Origin of the sequence: Enterovibrio gelatinilyticus, from assembly GCF_028683095.1 — a bacterium.
GTDB classification, from domain to species: domain Bacteria; phylum Pseudomonadota; class Gammaproteobacteria; order Enterobacterales; family Vibrionaceae; genus Enterovibrio; species Enterovibrio gelatinilyticus.
Map to the genome: position 1 here is coordinate 23,926 of NZ_JAJUBC010000010.1, position 18,649 is coordinate 42,574.

An 18,649-nucleotide genomic window follows, 5' to 3' on the forward strand; every position below is an offset into this window, starting at 1 on the left:
TAGCTAACAGGGTATACCGAAGAATCCTGCTTCTTCAGGTTACTTGGGTATACAGCCTTGATGATGGCATTCACACCAATTGGGGGGAATTATGGCGTATTGGCTGTTAAAAACCGAGCCAGATACTTTTTCTATAGACACTTTAAAACAGCAAAAGGTCTCTTGTTGGGAAGGTGTTCGAAATTATCAAGCACGAAACATGATGCGCGATGGTATGACGCTTGGGGATTTGGTGTTGATTTATCACTCGTCATGTAAAGACGTTGGCGTGGTGGGGATCGGAGAAGTGGTGAAAGAAGCCTATCCCGATCATTTCCAGTTTGACCCTGAAAGCCCGTACTTTGATCCCAAAAGCTCCCCTGAAAATCCTCGCTGGATCATGGTTGATATCGAATATCGCCAGCATCTGCGTTATGTCTCTTTGGCGCGCATCAAGTCCAACCCAGCGTTAGAGGAAATGCCACTGGTGAAGAAAGGCAGTCGGCTCAGCATCATGCCTGTCACGGACATGCAGTGGAATGAGATCCTTGCCATGTCAGCAACGCCAATCAGGTAACGAACGAGTCGAACAAAAAAAGAAAACGGCAGCGGGGGGAGCGCTACCGTTGGGATGTATGCGAGCAAGCTCCGTGCTTACAGCAGGTGCTTCTCAAGGTAGCGAGCAACGGCTTCGTCTGCATGGCTACCAATGACTTCGTTGTTTGGTAGTGTAGCCTTCACGCGAGGGTGCGCCGTTTCCATGACCAAACCTTTTTTCGCCGCCGTCAGCATTTCTACGTCGTTCATGCCATCGCCAAATGCGATGCACTCTTCGAGGCTAAAGCCTTTGATTTCCGCGACAGCTTTAAGTGCATCTCCTTTCGATACGCCTGCGCCCATGACTTCAAGACAAAAAGGCGTTGAAAATGCCACGCTGACTTTGTCGCCAAACTTTTCAACAAGCTTGTGTTCGTAAGTCGTTAGGTAGTCGTGGTCATGACGAATGAAGAAGATTTTGGCCACGTCTTCTAGCGGCGGATTCTCTGGGTCAAATAGCTCTGCACTAAAGCCAGAATCTTTGTGGTATTTCGCAAGATCTTCATCAATGCGGTTGAGCAACCAATCGTTTTCACGGTAGATATGGATAGTGACGGTTTCATCGTCTTTCACCATATTGATCAGCTCAGGAATTAGCGCGGGATCGACATTTCGGCTAAATATCAGGTTATCGTCAGCATCATGAACGCGAGCACCGTTTGAGGTGATCATGAAAGCTGGAATACCCACGTTTTGTCGAATGTGTGCCACATCGATATGGTGACGGCCCGTTGCGAAGACAAAGTGTTCGCCTTTTTGATGCAGGCGCTGAAGGACATCGCGTGTGTATGGGGCGATGCTATGTTCGGGAGTCAGCAGAGTGCCATCGAGATCGGATGCAACGATTCTGTACATGTGTACCTCAAATTTAAAAAGGATATGCAATACATCCCCAGTGTATCGAAGCACCCGAGAAAGAAAAGGGATCAAATTGCCGGCGTTTTTTTCCTGTTTAGGTTAAATAACCGGCAACTTGCATTGGCGAGAATCGATCCGTTGATTACGCCGACTGCTCTAAGGGTGTGGTATCCATGTCATTGAAAAATTTGAGACATAAGCTCAATGCCGCGTCACGAATAGGGTCTTTCTCAAACAGCAGTTCGTGGCGAGAATCTGCGACTATCTCAAATTGGATGGGCAGACTTGCCGCCTGACGTTTACGGTGGAATTCGAACATAGCATGGTTGCACACCACTTCATCACGCGCTGCTTGCATCAATAAAATGGGCATGTCGATGATGTTTGCTGCATCTAGTGCACGTTCGCAGGCTGACAGACTTTGCCAAATCCATTGCGTGCTGGGGCCACCCACCTTAAGTGTACTATTATCTTCATACAGGTCGCGAAACCATTGGTAGCGCGGATGAGAACTTGTCAGTAAATTGTGCTTAAACGGCTTTAACCAATAAGGCACTTGTCCCGGAGCATAGCCTGCAGGGTGATGGATCTCAGACAACAAACGACAGAGAGGCTTGGCCGCTTTTTGCAATAGTGGAGACAGGTTGATGCCAAACATCGGGGCACTCAATACTAACGCATCGATTGCCGCTGGCTTTCTCGCGGCATAAAGCGTGGAGATAGCACCACCCATTGAATGAGCGAGGATCATGCGTTGCTGGTGAGGCTTTTGTGTGACGACTTCGTCAATAAAGGTTTCGAGATCGTCAACATAGTGCTCAAACTCGACCACATGGCCAATGTCACTGCCTGTCACTAAACGATGACTGTGCCCCTGACCACGGTGATCGCAGCTGTAAACGTCATACCCTTGTTGGAATAAGTCGAAAAACACTTCCTGATATTTTTCTACTGACTCAATGCGACCATTGACCACCACAATAGCGCGAGTGTGTTCTGGCTTAGTAAAGGCACACCACTTCAGACGCAGGCCATCTTGACCAATGACTTGCCCTTGCTGACGCGTTGCCCAAAAAGGGGCAATCTGATCCGTCATTGTATTGTTGAGTTCATCTTCGCGAGAAAATAAAAAAGGGCGTTCAATTGACATGTACATTCCGCTCTGGGGTTTTTATTTAGCATATCACGACAGGCGAGAAGTGCTTGGTTAAGTGTTAGCCAATCTCGCGGATAGATGCTGATACCGTTCGTTGAGACAAGATTTAGGCGAATAGAAACCACAAATAGTCACAAACAAAAACAGCCAGCAAAGGCTGGCTGTTTGGTCTTCATGCGAATTGTACTATTACGTCGAATGACTTTATTGCGCGAAGTTAAAGTAAGTGGCTGAGCCTGGGCCGACTGGCATACCTGCAACAAACACCCACAGGTAGAAGAACACGCTCCAGCCAACAAGGAATATCAGGCTGTAAGGCAGCATGGTGGCTATTAAGGTACCGATACCCAAGTCGCGCTTATATCGAGAAGCCACCGCCAGAATCAGGCCAAAGTAACTCATCATCGGGGTGATAAGGTTCGTCACTGAGTCACCGATACGGTAAGCCGCTTGAATGGTTTCCGGTGCGTAACCAACTAGCATCAGCATTGGAACGAATATTGGTGCCGTTACTGCCCACTGTGCAGACGCCGAACCGAGTGTCAGGTTGATGATGCCGCACATAATAATGAAAGCAAAGAACAGCATTGGCCCAGTCAGACCGATGTTTTGTAGAAAGTCTGCACCACCTACCGCGATGACTTGGCCGAAGTTCGTCCATTTAAACAGGGCAACAAATTGCGCAGCAAAGAAGACGAGAACAATGTACAGACCCATGGCGCTGATGGACTTCGCCATCGCGTCAATGACGTCACGGTCATTATTCATGGTGCCGACGGTTTTACCGTAGACGTAACCAGGGACAGCAAAGAACACCAGAATAAACGCGACGATACCTTTCAAGAACGGTGAACCCGCGACCGCGCCAGTTTCAGGGTGACGCAGGATACCCCACTCAGGCACGATGGTCAGTGCGAGTAATGCAGAGACAACCAATGCTGCGATACCAGCATTGCGCATACCGCGTCTTTCAAGGTCGGTGACTTTCCCTGCTTCTTTGGCTTCAAAGTCTTCTGCCGCCATAGATTGGTCGTATTTGCCCAACTTCGGTTCAACGATTTTCTCTGTGACCCACGCACCAAGGATGGTGATAAGGAAGGTTGAGGCAAACATGAAGTACCAGTTCGCTTCAGGGCCGACGGTATAGCTTGGGTCAATCATCTGTGCTGAGGTTTCGGTGATACCTGATAGTAGCGGATCGACGGTACCCAACAGCAAGTTAGCGGAGTAACCACCGGAAACACCGGCAAATGCAGCGGCAAGGCCTGCCAGCGGGTGACGCCCTAACGAGTGGAATATCATCGCAGCCAGTGGGATCAGTACCACATAGCCAAGCTCTGACGCGGTGTTTGATACGATACCAGCGAAGACCACCGTCAGGGTTACCATACGCGCTGACGCGCCCATAACCATTGAACGCATGGTGGCGGACAACAGACCTGAGTGTTCAGCGACGGCGACACCCATCATGGCAACTAATACTGTGCCTAGGGGGGCAAAACCAGTGAAGTTTTTCACTAGGTTGGTCACAATCAGTTGAACGCCTTCTGCGTTTAGCAGGCTTTTCACATAGATCATGCCATCGGCAGCGCGTCCGGCTGTGCCTTCAGGACGAGGATCGGCAACAGACATGCCGAAGTAACCTGCAATACCAGATGCAAAGAAAATGACCACACACAAGATGGCGAACAAAGTGACGGGGTGTGGAAGCAAGTTACCGAGAAATTCTACGGAATCGAGAAAACGGGAAAAAAGTGATTTTTTCGGCTTCCCGCCATTGTGGTGTTGCGAAGCTGATGTCTGCATCAGTTCCTCCATGTTAGACAACTTTCCATTTTTGTTGGGAGCATGCTAGGTCATAAAAAAGGGTCAATGCAATACTTACTGCTACCAAATGACAATAAATCAGCCATATTATTTAAATGAAATGCAACATTTGGCGTCAAATGTTGTTTGGTTTTTGTTCGGTTTGGCTAAATTGTCAGCAGGTTTACAATTCCAATATCAATCGGTGCGGTTGTGCCACTCTCGGAAGATAAGATGCAGAAAAAAGTCTTTTATATTGAACTGTTGCGTGTGGTCGCCGCGATTGCAGTGATCGCAATCCATGTGTTGGGGCCATATCGCTACATTGTGGGCGATATTCCAGTGAGTGACTGGCTCTCCGCCATTTCAATTAATGGTGCAAGTCGTTGGGCGGTGCCTGTTTTCATTATGATCACAGGTGCATTAATGCTGTCGGACACTCGTTCGTTTTCCGCATCGTATTTTGTGAAACGCCGAGTCATGAAAGTGTTTGTACCCTTTGTTATTTGGTCTGTTTTTTATGCGGTTTTGGCGGCGATATCGTTACAAAATGTAAATTGGTCAGAAACCGTACAGCGATTGATGCAATTTCCAGTGGAAGAAACGTACTATCATCTGGGATTTTTCTACTATTTTCTGCCGCTATATCTTCTAATTCCAATATTACGGCCTATGGCACAGCAAAAATCGCCAGATGCCTATAATGCCTTGTTAGCAATATGGCTTGGCTTATACACCGCTAGGCTAATGGGGATGGACTTGGGGCTGGTTGAGGATTTTGTGCTGTACGGGGGCTACTTAATGCTGGGCTATGCACTGCACAAGTACGAAGCACCGTTCAAATTATTGTTCTTTATCGGTGTGCTGGCGCTGGTGGCGACAGAGTACACGGCGATTTCTCAAAGTGTCTCAAAAGGGTCATACACAAGTGCGGGTTGGTTTTCCTATAAAACAGTCAACACTGTGCTGATCGCCACCATGGTGTTTGTGCTGTGTAAGCGCTGGGCAGAAAACGTGTCTGAGAAATGGCAAAAGCGGATCACTGCGGTGAGCCGACACTCACTCGGTATTTACTTGATACATCCCATTTTCTTATGGCCACTGAGAGAGGCCAACATGGTGTTTGGCATGGCGTGGCTGAGTATTCCATTGGTGACACTGGCCGTGTTTGCATTGTCATATTGGGCCAGTGTCGGATTGTCGAGGTGGCGGGTTACTGCTTGGCTCGTGCCGTGATCACTGAATGGTTTGTAGTTTGGCAAAGTGAACAAAGTCCGAACCACGGTAGGTCAGTCGACCACAATCTCCTGGCTGCAGAGCATGGTAGTAGTGAATACCAACTTGGAATTCGCGTTTCGGGCCCCCTGACATGGGCTCGACATAAATCCAATACTCTTCAGGATCTTGGTGTTGTTCATCACTTGGTAGGGCAACGGCCTGTTTATCAAGTATACGAATGTCGATAGCACGCTCTTCTGCACCTTGTCCGAGAGTGTGTTTTTGAAAGGTGAATACAAAGTAGACGCCAGCGATCACAGCAAGGGCGATCACGAGCAAAATCACAGAAATGGGCACGTTTGTCTCCTTAATCCGGCCACAAAAGGCCGGCAGTGAGTCTACTTCAGAACAAGGGCTGACAAACCTTCACCAGAAAAAATTCGTGATCGAAAGCACTTATCTGAGTCAGATTTAACGCTAACGTAAGTGAAGTTAAAGAGTTTTCTCATTTTTAGTGATATGACGTAAGCTAATGGAAAGAGATATATTGGGTGATAGACACGGCTCAATGACGGACCCGAGGAGGCCAGCATGGATGACATTGCAGTTGTTGTGAGACAAAGTCGGCGTCTGGAGCGTTTGCTGAAAGAGCATTACCACGCCCAAGGGCGAGGGCTTCATGAACTTGTGAGCAGTTGTCAGGAGCGATTACCCCACGACGTAATTGCCAAACTGCGCTTCGTTGCCACGATCAGAAATAAAGCAGTGCACGAAGATGGCTACGAAGTGGATGACATGCGAGGTTTTGTTTCTGCCTGCAAGCAGTGCGAAAAAGAACTTCAACCTCGTAGTAGCCGAATGATTTGGCGCGCGGCTATTTTCCTGATTTTTGCCGTCACCGCCGGTGCGGTATGGTTTTATATCGAAAACTGGCGCCATATCGTCGGCAATTGATCGACGCGATAACGCGAAATTAAATAGAAGAGCACCTGTATCGGTGCTTTTTTTGTATCCGCGAGTAGTGCGATAAGGGGGTTCTGCGGTGCGAATTATCAGTTTTCGTCGCTAAAATAAGACGAACAGTGACATGAAAAGGCTTACTCTTTTTAAGGGGATAGGCAGTACTGCCTTATGATTTTTTTCACCCGTACTCTCAGATGTTATCGACCCTAGAATTTGATGCGTGGTTCGCTTTCTGAGACATGTGCGGTGGACTTTCCATATTGCATCCCTAGACTTGGTTGGCTTGCAATTTAAGGGAAGAATTCATGTTGAGTTGGCTTGCTGTTTGGTGTTCAGGGCTACTGCACATCAATGCTGCTTACAAGGGACCTCGCTGGCAGTTTTATCTGTTCAAACCATTGACGATTGCATTGATGATGCTGATTGTAGTGACTGGTGGCGAAGCAAACACTTATGCCTACTTAGTCTTGGCGGGGTTGCTGTTCTCGTTGTTTGGTGACGTATTCTTGATGTTGCCAAAAGACAGGTTCATTCCTGGGCTTCTCAGTTTTCTCGTTGCTCACATCTTCTATAGTGTCGCCTTCTGGCTGCAATTTGATGGGACGATGGTTTGGTGGTTGCCATCATTGCTTGGCGCTGCCAGTGTGATCATTTTTCTCTTACTGCTTCCCAATCTTGGGCCTTTATTAGTGCCTGTTGGTGTTTATATTGCCGTGATTGCGCAAATGGCGTGGGGGGCGGGTGAGTTTTGGATGAATACCCATTCCCAAATGGCTGCTTACGCATTTGGTGGTGCGTTGTTGTTTATGGTGTCGGATACCGTGCTGGCATTTGAGCGGTTCAAAGGACCGTTTCGCGCTTCCGTCGTCTTAGTGATGAGCACCTATTTCTGCGCACAAGGTCTTATCACGTTGTCCGCGATTTCTGGGTAATAAGGAGTCAAAGATGTCTTGGGTTCAAGTGTATAGTGCAAGCAATTCACTGGAAGCACATAGCCTGAAAGGGATGCTTGAAGCCATGGGAATGGACGTCATGCTAAAAGGTGATTCACTGTCGAGTGCTACCGGAGAGCTTCCTGCCGATGTGGTTGCAGTGACCTTATGGGTGGACGTGCTGCGCTCAGAGAAAGCGCGAGAGGCGCTTCATCAATATGAATTGCAGGCAGAAAGTCTTTGGTTTTGTTCCTCGTGTCAGGAAGAAAATAGCGGTAGCTTTGAGATTTGCTGGCAATGCAGTACACCGCGTAATGAATCCTGATCAAGATTGCGGCATGTCAAAGTAGTGGTAACGAGAGTGTGTTTTTATGCCTTTCGTTTAAGTTGTGCGCTGTTGGAGTTTGAATGTCTGCGTCAATTCATGTTCATGAGGTACTCAATTACCTCAAAGCTCAATCTGTGTCGGAACAGGCATTGGTTGATTGGGTGAGTGGTCAATGGGGAAGCTCGGCGCGTTTTCATACTTGCAGTCAAAATGGTCTGTCATTAAGTGAAGTTCTCGCATTTTTGCGTCGACGTAAGAAAATTCTTGAGCAAGCAGGCTCATTAGTGGTGAACGAAGCGCGTGTTTGCCAACACTGATAACGATTTAATGAATTCAAAAAAAGGCCTCGATGAGGCCTTTTTGCTGTTTGTCGCGGTTGATCAGATTGTCACCGCGTCGCTGCCAGAATTACTCGCTCAGCATATATTTGCGGCGAATATCGAGCAGGGCAAAGATACCGAAAATCAAAATGGACCATTTCTCCCAGCGGGTCATGGTGATCTTATCGCCAAATGCACCGATGAATATCAGCATCTGTAAGCCGTGCATACAGAACAAGAAAGCGGTCATGATATACAGCGCCATTGCTGCTACACCAGGGAAGGGTGAAACGATATTGGCGATCAGAACCAACCAAACAAAACCAATGGCTGCTTTCGCTAACAAGATGAGTGCTTTCATTTTTCCTCTCTTAGATACAACCGGAAACTCACTTGTCCGGCGTGTTTTTCCTTAATCATGTCCCAGTGGGCAGGAACGTCAGGCAAGCCGAGTTCTTTTTCCGCCTCAATGTAAATCAATGCATTTTTATTTAGCCAGCCATTGTGCTCGAGTTTGGCTAGTGCGTCACTCAACAACTCTTTGCGAAAAGGTGGGTCGATAAAAACCACATCAAACGGCTGACCGGGTTGCGATAGGTATTGCAAAGCATCCGTGTTGTGCACGGTAGCATTGTCGGCTTTCAATGTGGCGAGGTTTTGGTTAATTTGCGCCGCAGCACCCTTGTCTAACTCTAACAAGGTGACGTGATCAGCCTGACGAGACAAGGCTTCAAGCCCCAAGCCACCACTTCCTGCGAATACATCTAAGCATTTCGCTTGGTGTAAATCTGCTGCCAACCAGTTAAAAACTGTCTCTTTGACACGATCTGTGGTTGGTCGTAGGCCTTCTACATTTTTCACAGGCAATTTTCGGCCGCGCCATTTGCCAGAAATAATGCGGACAAAACCAGAACCGCCCCCCGTATTTGATGCAGGCTGATTGCCCCTGCTGTGGGTTTGTTTTGCAGGGTTTTTAGGGTTACGTCTTACCATAGATTTTTTGACCGCCAAGAAGGTGTTAGTATATGTCGGTTCGGTAACGGCTCAGCATTTTCAAGGTCAATTTGCCCTTAATTAAATGATCAGCGACGTAAGGGTTTTTGGCCTCTTTCGCCGAATTTTCTGCGCCGCAATGTATGTACTATACCGCCGTTACCACACTGCATAAATAAGGCGCAGTGCTCACAGTTTAAGATCAGCTCGATGTTATCGCGCTGATTGTACCAATCATGCTTTAGGATTTGCCAATGGCAGAAAAAAAGAAACGCGGATTTATGTCCTGGCTGGGTTTCGGCCGCAAGAACGACGAACAAGAACAACAGGCTGAACAAGCTCGCCTTCAAGCGGAAGCTGACGCGAAAGCACAAGCCGAAGAGGCTGCTCGCCTTCAAGCGGAAGCGGATGTGAAAGCTCAAGCCGACGAAGCTGCTCGCCTTCAAGCGGAAGCGGATGCGAAGGCACAAGCCGAAGAGGCTGCTCGCCTTCAAGCAGAAGCGGATGCGAAGGCTCAAGCTGAAGAGGCTGCTCGCCTTCAAGCAGAAGCTGACGCAAACGCTCAAGCCGAAGAAGCTGCTCGCCTTCAAGCAGAAGCTGACGCAAACGCTCAAGCTGAAGAGGCTGCTCGCCTTCAAGCGGAAGCTGATGCGAAGGCTCAAGCCGACGAAGCTGCTCGCCTTCAAGCAGAAGCGGATGCGAAGGCGCAAGCCGAAGAAGCTGCTCGCCTTCAAGCAGAAGCGGATGCAAAAGCTCAAGCCGACGAGGCTGCTCGCCTTCAAGCAGAAGCTGACGCAAACGCTCAAGCTGAAGAAGCTGCTCGCCTTCAAGCGGAAGCTGACGCGAAAGCTCAAGCCGAAGAAGTTGCTCGCCTTCAAGCGGAAGCTGATGCGAAAGCTCAAGCCGACGAAGCTGCTCGCCTTCAAGCGGAAGCTGACGCGAAAGCACAAGCCGAAGAGGCTGCTCGCCTTCAAGCAGAAGCGGATGCGAAAGCTCAAGCTGAAGAAGTTGCTCGCCTTCAAGCGGAAGCTGATGCGAAAGCTCAAGCCGACGAAGCTGCTCGCCTTCAAGCGGAAGCTGACGCGAAAGCACAAGCCGAAGAGGCTGCTCGCCTTCAAGCAGAAGCGGATGCGAAAGCTCAAGCTGAAGAGGCAGCTCGCCTTCAAGCAGAAGCGGATGCAAAAGCCCAAGCCGACGAAGCTGCTCGCCTTCAAGCAGAAGCGGATGCGAAGGCACAAGCCGAAGAGGCTGCTCGCCTTCAAGCGGAAGCTGATGCGAAAGCAAACGCTGAGCAAGAAAAGCCTAAACGTGAAGGTCTATTTGCACGTTTAAAGCGTGGACTTCAAAAAACAAAAGCAAACATTGGTGCGGGTTTCTTTGGCCTGTTCAGTGGTAAGAAAATTGATGATGAGCTGTTTGAAGAGCTCGAAGAGCAATTGCTCATTGCCGATGTTGGCATGGACACCACGACAAAAATCATCAACAACCTAACTGATAACGCATCACGTAAGGCGTTGAAAGATGGTGAAGCCTTGTATGGCCTGCTTAAACAAGAAATGGCAGGTATCTTGAGTCAGGTAGAGAAACCTCTGGACGTGACCAAGAAAGACGGCCCATTTGTGATCTTGATGGTGGGTGTCAATGGTGTAGGTAAAACCACCACCATTGGTAAGCTTGCGAAGCAATTCCAGCAAGAAGGTAAGTCTGTCATGCTTGCCGCAGGTGACACTTTCCGTGCGGCTGCAGTCGAACAGCTACAAGTTTGGGGTGCGCGTAATAAAGTCCCTGTCATTGCCCAGCATACAGGTGCAGATAGCGCATCAGTGATCTATGACGCGATTGAAGCTGCAAAAGCACGTAATGTTGATGTCGTGATTGCTGATACTGCAGGCCGTTTGCAAAACAAAGCTAACCTGATGGAAGAGCTGAAAAAAATCGTCCGCGTGATGAAGAAGCTTGATGAGAATGCACCACATGAAATCATGCTGACCATTGATGCAGGTACGGGCCAAAATGCTATCAGCCAAGCACGTTTGTTCAATGACATCGCACCGCTTTCAGGTATTACCCTGACTAAGCTCGATGGCACGGCAAAAGGTGGCGTTATCTTTGCGGTTGCCGATCAGTTCAACATTCCTATCCGTTACATCGGTGTGGGTGAAGGGATCGACGATTTAAGACCGTTTGTGGCGGAAGACTTTATAGAAGCACTGTTTAGTCAGGAGGACTGATAGGCGTGATCCAGTTTCAGCAGGTTAGTAAAGCCTACCGTGGTGGGCAGCGAGCACTACAAAAAGTAAGCTTTCACTTGCCCAAAGGGGACATGGCATTTTTGACCGGCCACTCTGGGGCTGGCAAAAGTACCTTGCTGAAACTGTTGTGCGCCATTGAACGACCAAGTGACGGCAAAATACTGTTCAATAACCACGATATTTCGCGTATTGACCGAAAAGATATTCCTTTTTTACGTCGACACATTGGCGTGATTTTTCAAGATCATAAGCTCTTGATGGACAGAACTGTGTTTGACAACGTGGCACTGCCTCTGCGTATTGAGCAGGCTAATGAATCTGACGTGAAAAAGCGTGTATCGGCTGCGTTGGATAAAGTGGGTTTGTTGGACAAAGCGGCGTGTTTGCCGATCCAGTTGTCCGGCGGTGAGCAGCAACGTGTGGGCATTGCTCGCGCGGTGGTTAACCGTCCGCAGGTGTTGATTGCTGATGAACCAACGGGGAATTTGGATGCGGCACTGTCGCAACAAATCATGGAATTGTTTCGTCAATTCAACCAAGTGGGTGTCACGGTACTCATGGCAACACACGATACCTCCTTACTGAGCCGATACGACATGCGTCGCTTCGATCTGAATCAGGGGCATTTGTCGGAGGTGGCGCGTGGCTAATTTTTTGTCGCTGCATAAGCAGCAATGCGGGCAAGCATTAAAAGATTTGTTAGCACGCCCAACCGGTAACCTGTTGACGGTGCTGGCACTGGCATTCTCGCTCGCACTGCCTGTTACTTTGTATATGTTGGCGAAAAATGTGGTTGCCGTCAGTACGCAATGGCAAGCGCCGAATCAGTTAACCGTGTATCTCGATGACATGCCGGAAAATAGCGCAACATCACTCAGTGAAGAGCTTTTGCAGTGGTCCGAAATTGGCTCGGCTGCGTATATCTCTCCGGATCAGGGCTTGTTAGAGCTTCGTCAGATCCAAGGATTTGATGAAGCGGTCAGCTTACTCGATGATAATCCATTACCAGGGGTTATCGTGGTGACACCCAATAGTGATGATGCCGTGGCCGTCACCGCGTTGGCGTCTAAACTGCGTGCAGAATCTGGCATAGAAGAAGTACGGCTTGATAGTGATTGGTTGCAGCGTTTGGCGGCGATTGAATCCTTGGTGCTGACATTAACTTGGGTGTTCTCCGGTCTGATGCTAATGGCGGTGTTCCTTATCGTCGGTAATACCTTGCGATTGCAGGTACTCAACCAAAAACAAGAAATTCAAGTGATGAAGCTTGTGGGGGCGACGGACAGTTATATCCTGCGGCCTTATTTGTACACGGGTGTTTGGTTGGCATTGTCTGGAGCCGTGGTCGCGTGGATTGTTGCAACGGTGAACGGATTACTACTTGATGCAGCCGTCGCGAAATTGGCTACATTATATAGCAGTGGTTTTCGTCTCAGTGGCTTAGGTGTCGATGAAACCTTGATTCTGTTTATGGTCGCTGGCCTGATTGGATTGTTAGCCGCCAGACTTGCCGCAGGAAAACATTTGCGAGACATTGAACCTGTCTAACAGGGAATGGTCACATAATGTAGAGAATATGTACTCGGGCTTGCAGTTTTTTTGTACATGAGTAGAGTATGCCTTTGGTCTTTTTTGACCATGAGTGTTCGATAGATTCGAAAAGAGGTGAAAATGACAGCAGAGATGCATGCACTAGCTCCGATCTCCAGAGATAGCTTGGATAGCTATCTACGTCAGGTAAACAGCCACCCAATGCTGTCAGCTGATGAAGAGCGGGAGCTTGCAGAACGTCTGCACTATGACGAAGACTTGGATGCGGCGAAAAGCCTGATCCTGTCTCATCTAAGATTTGTTGTTCATATTGCCCGTGGTTATTCCGGTTACGGACTGCCTGTGTCTGATCTAGTGCAAGAAGGTAATATCGGTCTAATGAAAGCGGTTAAGCGCTTTAACCCAGAAGTGGGTGTGAGACTGGTGTCGTTCGCCGTGCATTGGATCAAAGCTGAAATTCATGAATACGTTTTGCGTAACTGGCGTATTGTGAAAGTCGCGACGACCAAGGCTCAGCGTAAACTGTTTTTCAACCTGCGTAAGTCGAAAAAACGTCTTGGTTGGTTTAACGCTGAAGAAGTGAACTTGGTTGCCGAGCAGCTGGGTGTTGATGCATCAGAAGTGCGTGAGATGGAATCTCGTCTCGCGGCGCAAGATGCAGGTTTTGATGGTGGTGCTGATGATGATGAGCGTGAAGGCTCAGGCCCTGTGGCTCCAGTCTTTTTCTTAGAAGACAAAAGTTCAGACGTTGCCATCAACCTCGAAGATCAAAACTGGGAAGACCATGCCAACCGCCGACTGGCTCATGCGATGTCAGGGCTAGATGAACGAAGCCAGCATATTATTCGTTCGCGTTGGTTGGATGATGACAACAAAGCAACCTTGCAGGAATTGGCAGATCACTACCAAGTATCTGCTGAACGCATTCGACAGTTAGAGAAGAATGCGATGAGAAAATTGAAAGAGGCGGTTGGCGAAGACGCATTATGATCTTGCCACCCTCTTTGATCGTTAAAAACCGGCCTATCGCCGGTTTTTTTGTCTCTAATAAAGCCTTATCGCTCTAGGGCTCAGATCACTTGTCCACAGCTTTATTACGATCAACACTATATGTTGTGGATCTTTCTCTGAGATCCTACTTTATCAACGCAATCCACAGATTTTTCCACAGGCGACTAAAAATCGTACAAAGCCCATTATTTCTCTGTGGCAAGGATTGCGCAAAACTCAGGTACAATGGTGTTTTCGCTGTTGTTTCCCAGTAATTACGTGAAATCTCAGCATTTTGAATAATGGCAGGGAGTGGAATAACTCATGGAACAATTTGCGCATATCTCCGTTTTGGATGCTTGGCAGCTACTTGAGGACAACGATCAGAACGCAGTGATCGCGGATATTCGGGATCCTCAGTCATTTTCGCTATCTCATCCACAGGGCGCATTTCATCTTACCAACGATACCATGGTGCAATTCAGTCAGAACGTTGATTATGAGCAACCCGTACTTGTGATTTGCTATCACGGTGTGAGTAGCCAAGGTGCGGCACAATATTTGGTTAACCAAGGCTTTGAGCAGGTGTACAGTGTAGATGGTGGATTTGAAGCCTGGCATCGACAGTCGTTGCCAGTTGTAGGTAATAACGATTAGAACAACGAGAAAGAGGCTTGAATGGTAAGGCTGATTGCAATTTCTAACCCTCGTGCTGGACAGGCATTCATTGACTACATGGCATCGCGAGAGATCGACATTCAAATGATGCCGGAAGGGGAAGGGCAATTTGCCTTGTGGCTAACTGATGATCAACATCAAGTTGAAGCAGAGTCTGAACTTCACGCCTTTTTGCAAAACCCCACGGCACGTAAATATCAATCAGCTTCATGGGAAATGGCGGAAAGCCGTACTGCGCATTTTACTTACCCCAAGCAGGGCATATTGGCTTCACTGAGACAAAATGCTGGACCGTTTACGCTGTCTATCATGGTGGTATGCATTGTCGCCTATGCGGGGTTGACCCTTGGGTTTGGCAATGAGGTCTTCTCTTTACTGCATTTCCCTGCAACGGACGACCAGCAGTGGGAACTGTGGCGTTTGTTTACCCATGCCTTGCTGCATTTTTCCGCCACCCATATTGTGTTTAATCTGCTGTGGTGGTGGGTGCTGGGCGGTAAAATAGAAAAATTATGTGGTAGTGCCAAACTGGTGCAGCTGTTTTTGCTCACCGCGCTATTTTCTGGTTTAGGGCAGTATATGTTTGAAGGCCCTGCATTTGGCGGCATGTCCGGTGTGATCTATGCCTTGATGGGGTATTTGTGGCTAATGGGTACATTGGCACCTTCTCGCGGATTGTCGATAGAACCGAGTTACGTCGGCTTTATGCTGTTGTGGTTCGTCGCCGGATTCTTTGAACCGTTTGGTATGGCTATCGCCAACATGGCGCATTTGTTTGGTTTGGTTTCAGGCTGTGCTATTGCCGTGTTTGATGCGAAGTTTTCCCGAGCTGCGAGAAATCCTTCCTAATGCTTAGTGAGTAGTGTGATGCGTGCTGACCCTTGGGCTTGCTTTCGTTGGCAAGCCGCAGGCAGCCACGTAAACTAAAATCTGACATTGTGCTAGCGCAGAGGACACCGTGAAGCAAACGCTACGACATCAAGAAATTCTCGATTTAGTTAGAAGCAAAGGGTATGTCAGCACTGATGATTTGGTGGCTTTTTTTGACGTAAGCCCTCAGACGATTCGTCGAGATTTGAATGAACTGGCAGCGGAAAACAAAATCCGACGTCAACACGGTGGTGCGACCATTCCATCAAGTTCGGTGAATGCAGCCTATGATGCACGCAAAGTGATGCAGCAAGACGCCAAGAATAAGTTGGCGCTGGCGTTGGCTTCACACATACCTGATGGTGCAACTTTATTCCTTGATATCGGCACCACGCCCGAAGCCGTAGCACGGGCTCTGCTTAACCACCAAGATCTGCGTATCGTGACTAATAACCTCAATGCGGCGAGCATCTTGATGGCGAAAGAAGACTTTCGGATCATCATGGCGGGCGGAGAAGTCCGTAATCGTGATGGCGGCATCATGGGTGAAGCCACCTTGGATTTCATTTCTCAGTTTCGTCTTGATTTCGGTATTTTGGGGATCAGCGGCATCGACCTTGATGGTGGCCTGCTCGATTTCGATTACCACGAGGTGCGCGTTAAGCAAGCCATCATGGAAAACAGCCGCTCCGTGATGCTCGCGGTGGATCATACTAAGTTTGGTCGTAACGCCATGGTCAACGTGGGTGACATTGCACAAATCAATATGCTTTTCACCAATGCGGCCTTGCCTGAATCTATCGCTATCCTCCTGCAAGACGCTGATACACAAGTCGAAATCATCCTGTAATTGCTCCTGTCGTTGTTGTTACCTCTACTCTCGCCACCGTCAGGTGGCGTTTTTGTATGCGCGTTTTGTTGCGTTTTTCACCACATTGTCACTAGACACGCTCATTTTTTGCACTAGAATGTTCGTAAACGAAAGTTAAATGTTCGAATGAATGGTTGTGCCGATAAGTTGCGCTGTACGGTGCGACACAATGAACGTGAGACAATAGATAGGGCAGAAGGTGGAATGAGCGCAGAAATGTTGGACATACTGGTAGTTGGCGGCGGGATAAATGGTGCGGGCATCGCTGCTGATGCAACGGGGCGTGGCCTGAAAGTGGCGTTGTTTGAGGCTGATGATTTTGCATCAGCGACTTCGTCAGCAAGCTCGAAGCTGATTCATGGTGGTCTGCGTTATCTTGAGCACTATGAGTTTCGTTTAGTGAGTGAAGCGCTCGCTGAACGTGAAGTTCTGTTGAAAAAAGCACCTTTCCTCGCGTGGCCCATGCGTTTTCGTTTGCCTCATCGTCCTCATCTTCGTCCTGCATGGATGATTCGTGCCGGCCTCTTTCTTTATGACAATCTCGGAAAACGCACTAGCCTCCCCGCGAGCAAAGGCATTCGGTTTGGCGCGGATTCCGTATTAAAACCGGAAATTACAAAAGGCTTTGAATACTCAGATTGTTGGGTGGACGATGCGCGATTGGTGGTGCTCAATATCATGGATGCGCAAGAGCGTGGCGCGGAAGTGCGTAATCGCTGCAAAGTCACTAAAGCCACACGCTTGGGCGCTCACTGGGAAGTTGAGATTGTCGACCAACTGACAAACGAGACATTTATTCGTCATTGCAAAGTGTTGGTAAATGCATCGGGCCCTTGGGTTAAGCAGTTTTATGATGACAGCACTACGCTCAAATCCCCTCGCGGTATTCGCCTTATAAAGGGCAGTCACATTGTGGTGCCAAGAGTGCACGATGGGTCTGCGGCGTATATTTTGCAAAATGAAGATGGTCGTATTGTCTTTGTACTGCCTTACTTGGATCGATTTTCGATTGTTGGCACGACGGATGTTGAGCATCATGATGACCCGCGAAAGGCGTCTATTGATGACAATGAAATTGCGTACATGCTGAAAGTCTTCAACCAACATTTTACTAAACAACTGACTGCTGACGATGTGGTATGGACATACAGTGGTGTGCGTCCACTGTGTGATGATGAGTCAGACTCACCGCAAGCCGTGACGCGCGATTACACCCTCGATCTTGATGAAAATGGCGGTGATGCGCCGATTTTGTCGGTGTTTGGTGGCAAACTGACCACATATCGAAAACTGGCGCAGGCCGCGGTGAACAAGCTTGAACCTTTCTTTGCTGACATGGGTAAGGCTTGGACTGCTGAGAGCGTGCTTCCTGGCGGAGAGGGAATAACATCCTTCAATGACGTTGAGACTAGGTTGACCCAAGATTTCGCATGGATGGATGCAATGACCATAAACCGATTGGCGACCACTTATGGTTCGCGTGTTTTGGTATGGCTAGAGGATGCGAAGTCGGCCTCTGATTTGGGCGAGCAATTTGGCAGTGGCCTAACGCAAAAAGAAGTCGACTACTTGATGGCTATTGAATACGTGCAGACAGGCGCGGACTTATTGTGGCGTCGTACCAAGCTGGGTTTGTACTTGTCCGAGCAAGAGCAGCAACGAGTATGCGATTACGTGGCGCAATATCGTCGTGTGTTGGCCGATCAGGCGATCAGCGCTTAACTTTAACGAATGCGTACACGAAAAAAGCGCACCGCTTAGGGTGCGCTTTTTTATTTGTCTTTAACTACTGGTAGAGGTATTTGGTAAACAGCAGGTCTACCAGTACCTTTTGATTGGTTTCAGCCAGCAGCAGTTCATTGACCTTCTCTAAGCAGGCTTTTCGAATCGCTTCTCGTCCTGATAAGGATTTGACGCGAACTTCATTCTCTTGAGCCAACACTTCAATGATGGTGTCGCGGATCAACGGCTGGTGATATTCCAGCATCTGGATGAGCGACGGGTCATCAACCATTAAGTCGATACGAACATTGATAAAACCGAGTTTTCGACCATCGGTAATAAAGTTGGTGGTAATTTCAGGCTCAAGCGTGAAATAGCTATATTTCGCGGCTTCCTCTTCCGCATTTGCAATGGATGGAATTGAGAGCAGCAGCGTCAATAATAAGGTGAAAATGGCGGTCGTATTTTTTTTCATGGTTTTTGCCAAACCCCAGATTTAATGAATCTCTTATGGTAGTTTAGCTGCGCATGCGTTCGCACAGCTGTGTACAATAGCGCACTATTA

The 18,649-nt window shown here is 48.4% G+C and carries 21 protein-coding genes; 14 read left to right on the forward strand and 7 right to left on the reverse strand.

What is annotated here, in order from left to right:
• Nucleotides 1–91: 91 nt before the first annotated feature.
• Nucleotides 92–556, forward strand: a complete 465-nt coding sequence (locus LRP50_RS10135) for an EVE domain-containing protein (RefSeq protein WP_274164348.1) — start codon at nucleotides 92–94, stop codon at nucleotides 554–556.
• Between the two features lie 77 nt (nucleotides 557–633).
• Here the strand turns inward: LRP50_RS10135 and LRP50_RS10140 are convergent, their stop codons facing one another.
• The 3 genes from LRP50_RS10140 to LRP50_RS10150 all read right to left on the reverse strand — a co-directional run bounded on the left by LRP50_RS10140 (nucleotide 634) and on the right by LRP50_RS10150 (nucleotide 4,396).
• Entirely contained in the window at nucleotides 634–1,431 is a 798-nt protein-coding gene (locus LRP50_RS10140; RefSeq protein ID WP_274164349.1) for a Cof-type HAD-IIB family hydrolase, read from the reverse strand.
• A 145-nt stretch (nucleotides 1,432–1,576) separates the two neighbouring features.
• Nucleotides 1,577–2,584, reverse strand: a complete 1,008-nt coding sequence (locus tag LRP50_RS10145) for an alpha/beta fold hydrolase (protein ID WP_274164350.1) — start codon at nucleotides 2,582–2,584, stop codon at nucleotides 1,577–1,579.
• A 210-nt stretch (nucleotides 2,585–2,794) separates the two neighbouring features.
• Complete coding sequence (locus LRP50_RS10150; RefSeq protein ID WP_274164351.1) at nucleotides 2,795–4,396, reverse strand: AbgT family transporter; 1,602 nt, start codon at nucleotides 4,394–4,396, stop codon at nucleotides 2,795–2,797.
• Nucleotides 4,397–4,630: 234 nt separating this feature from the next.
• Between LRP50_RS10150 and LRP50_RS10155 the strand changes: the two genes are divergently transcribed.
• On the forward strand, nucleotides 4,631–5,632 hold the full coding sequence (locus LRP50_RS10155; protein ID WP_274164352.1) for an acyltransferase: 1,002 nt from the start codon (nucleotides 4,631–4,633) through the stop codon (nucleotides 5,630–5,632).
• On the opposite strand, the gene LRP50_RS10160 is transcribed toward LRP50_RS10155, so the two are convergent.
• Complete coding sequence (locus tag LRP50_RS10160) at nucleotides 5,633–5,971, reverse strand: DUF2500 domain-containing protein (protein WP_274164353.1); 339 nt, start codon at nucleotides 5,969–5,971, stop codon at nucleotides 5,633–5,635.
• A gap of 234 nt (nucleotides 5,972–6,205) precedes the next feature.
• Here LRP50_RS10160 and LRP50_RS10165 point away from each other — a divergent pair, with 234 nt between their 5' ends.
• From LRP50_RS10165 to LRP50_RS10180, 4 genes are all read left to right on the forward strand, one after another.
• The gene (locus LRP50_RS10165; RefSeq protein ID WP_274164354.1) at nucleotides 6,206–6,568 is read left to right on the forward strand and encodes a DUF4145 domain-containing protein; all 363 of its coding nucleotides are present in this window, start codon (nucleotides 6,206–6,208) and stop codon (nucleotides 6,566–6,568) included.
• Between the two features lie 314 nt (nucleotides 6,569–6,882).
• Nucleotides 6,883–7,509 (forward strand): lysoplasmalogenase, encoded by a 627-nt coding sequence (locus tag LRP50_RS10170; RefSeq protein ID WP_274164355.1) that lies wholly within the window; start codon nucleotides 6,883–6,885, stop codon nucleotides 7,507–7,509.
• A gap of 13 nt (nucleotides 7,510–7,522) precedes the next feature.
• On the forward strand, nucleotides 7,523–7,834 hold the full coding sequence (locus LRP50_RS10175; protein ID WP_274164356.1) for a putative signal transducing protein: 312 nt from the start codon (nucleotides 7,523–7,525) through the stop codon (nucleotides 7,832–7,834).
• Between the two features lie 83 nt (nucleotides 7,835–7,917).
• Nucleotides 7,918–8,154 (forward strand): YecH family metal-binding protein, encoded by a 237-nt coding sequence (locus tag LRP50_RS10180; RefSeq protein ID WP_274164357.1) that lies wholly within the window; start codon nucleotides 7,918–7,920, stop codon nucleotides 8,152–8,154.
• Nucleotides 8,155–8,245: 91 nt separating this feature from the next.
• On the opposite strand, the gene LRP50_RS10185 is transcribed toward LRP50_RS10180, so the two are convergent.
• Together LRP50_RS10185 and rsmD are read right to left on the reverse strand one after the other, a co-directional pair.
• Nucleotides 8,246–8,518, reverse strand: coding sequence for a DUF1145 domain-containing protein (locus LRP50_RS10185; RefSeq protein WP_274164358.1), 273 nt, complete (start codon nucleotides 8,516–8,518; stop codon nucleotides 8,246–8,248).
• Complete coding sequence (gene rsmD / locus LRP50_RS10190) at nucleotides 8,515–9,150, reverse strand: 16S rRNA (guanine(966)-N(2))-methyltransferase RsmD (RefSeq protein WP_274164359.1); 636 nt, start codon at nucleotides 9,148–9,150, stop codon at nucleotides 8,515–8,517. The genes LRP50_RS10185 and rsmD overlap by 4 nt, the downstream gene beginning before the upstream one ends.
• 281 nt (nucleotides 9,151–9,431) lie before the next feature.
• Here rsmD and ftsY point away from each other — a divergent pair, with 281 nt between their 5' ends.
• The 8 genes from ftsY (at nucleotide 9,432) to glpD (ending at nucleotide 18,084) form a co-directional block, all read left to right on the forward strand.
• On the forward strand, nucleotides 9,432–11,381 hold the full coding sequence (gene ftsY, locus LRP50_RS10195) for a signal recognition particle-docking protein FtsY (RefSeq protein ID WP_274164491.1): 1,950 nt from the start codon (nucleotides 9,432–9,434) through the stop codon (nucleotides 11,379–11,381).
• 5 nt (nucleotides 11,382–11,386) lie between these two features.
• A complete protein-coding gene (gene ftsE, locus LRP50_RS10200; RefSeq protein WP_028025785.1) occupies nucleotides 11,387–12,052 on the forward strand; it encodes a cell division ATP-binding protein FtsE in 666 nt (221 codons plus the stop codon).
• On the forward strand, nucleotides 12,045–12,950 hold the full coding sequence (gene ftsX, locus LRP50_RS10205; RefSeq protein ID WP_274164360.1) for a permease-like cell division protein FtsX: 906 nt from the start codon (nucleotides 12,045–12,047) through the stop codon (nucleotides 12,948–12,950). The genes ftsE and ftsX overlap by 8 nt, the downstream gene beginning before the upstream one ends.
• 123 nt (nucleotides 12,951–13,073) lie before the next feature.
• The gene (gene rpoH, locus LRP50_RS10210) at nucleotides 13,074–13,943 is read left to right on the forward strand and encodes an RNA polymerase sigma factor RpoH (RefSeq protein ID WP_274164361.1); all 870 of its coding nucleotides are present in this window, start codon (nucleotides 13,074–13,076) and stop codon (nucleotides 13,941–13,943) included.
• 324 nt (nucleotides 13,944–14,267) lie between these two features.
• On the forward strand, nucleotides 14,268–14,600 hold the full coding sequence (gene glpE / locus LRP50_RS10215) for a thiosulfate sulfurtransferase GlpE (RefSeq protein ID WP_274164362.1): 333 nt from the start codon (nucleotides 14,268–14,270) through the stop codon (nucleotides 14,598–14,600).
• Between the two features lie 21 nt (nucleotides 14,601–14,621).
• Nucleotides 14,622–15,470 (forward strand): rhomboid family intramembrane serine protease GlpG, encoded by an 849-nt coding sequence (glpG, locus tag LRP50_RS10220; RefSeq protein WP_274164363.1) that lies wholly within the window; start codon nucleotides 14,622–14,624, stop codon nucleotides 15,468–15,470.
• A 109-nt stretch (nucleotides 15,471–15,579) separates the two neighbouring features.
• Nucleotides 15,580–16,341: a DeoR/GlpR family transcriptional regulator gene (locus tag LRP50_RS10225; protein WP_274164364.1), complete on the forward strand. Its 762-nt coding sequence runs from the start codon at nucleotides 15,580–15,582 to the stop codon at nucleotides 16,339–16,341.
• A gap of 225 nt (nucleotides 16,342–16,566) precedes the next feature.
• Nucleotides 16,567–18,084, forward strand: coding sequence for a glycerol-3-phosphate dehydrogenase (glpD, locus tag LRP50_RS10230; protein WP_274164365.1), 1,518 nt, complete (start codon nucleotides 16,567–16,569; stop codon nucleotides 18,082–18,084).
• 64 nt (nucleotides 18,085–18,148) lie between these two features.
• Here glpD and LRP50_RS10235 read toward each other — a convergent pair whose 3' ends face one another.
• Nucleotides 18,149–18,559 carry a flagellar basal body-associated protein FliL gene (locus LRP50_RS10235; protein WP_274164366.1) on the reverse strand — a complete coding sequence of 137 codons (411 nt, stop codon included), beginning with the start codon at nucleotides 18,557–18,559 and terminating at the stop codon, nucleotides 18,149–18,151.
• Nucleotides 18,560–18,649: the final 90 nt, after the last annotated feature.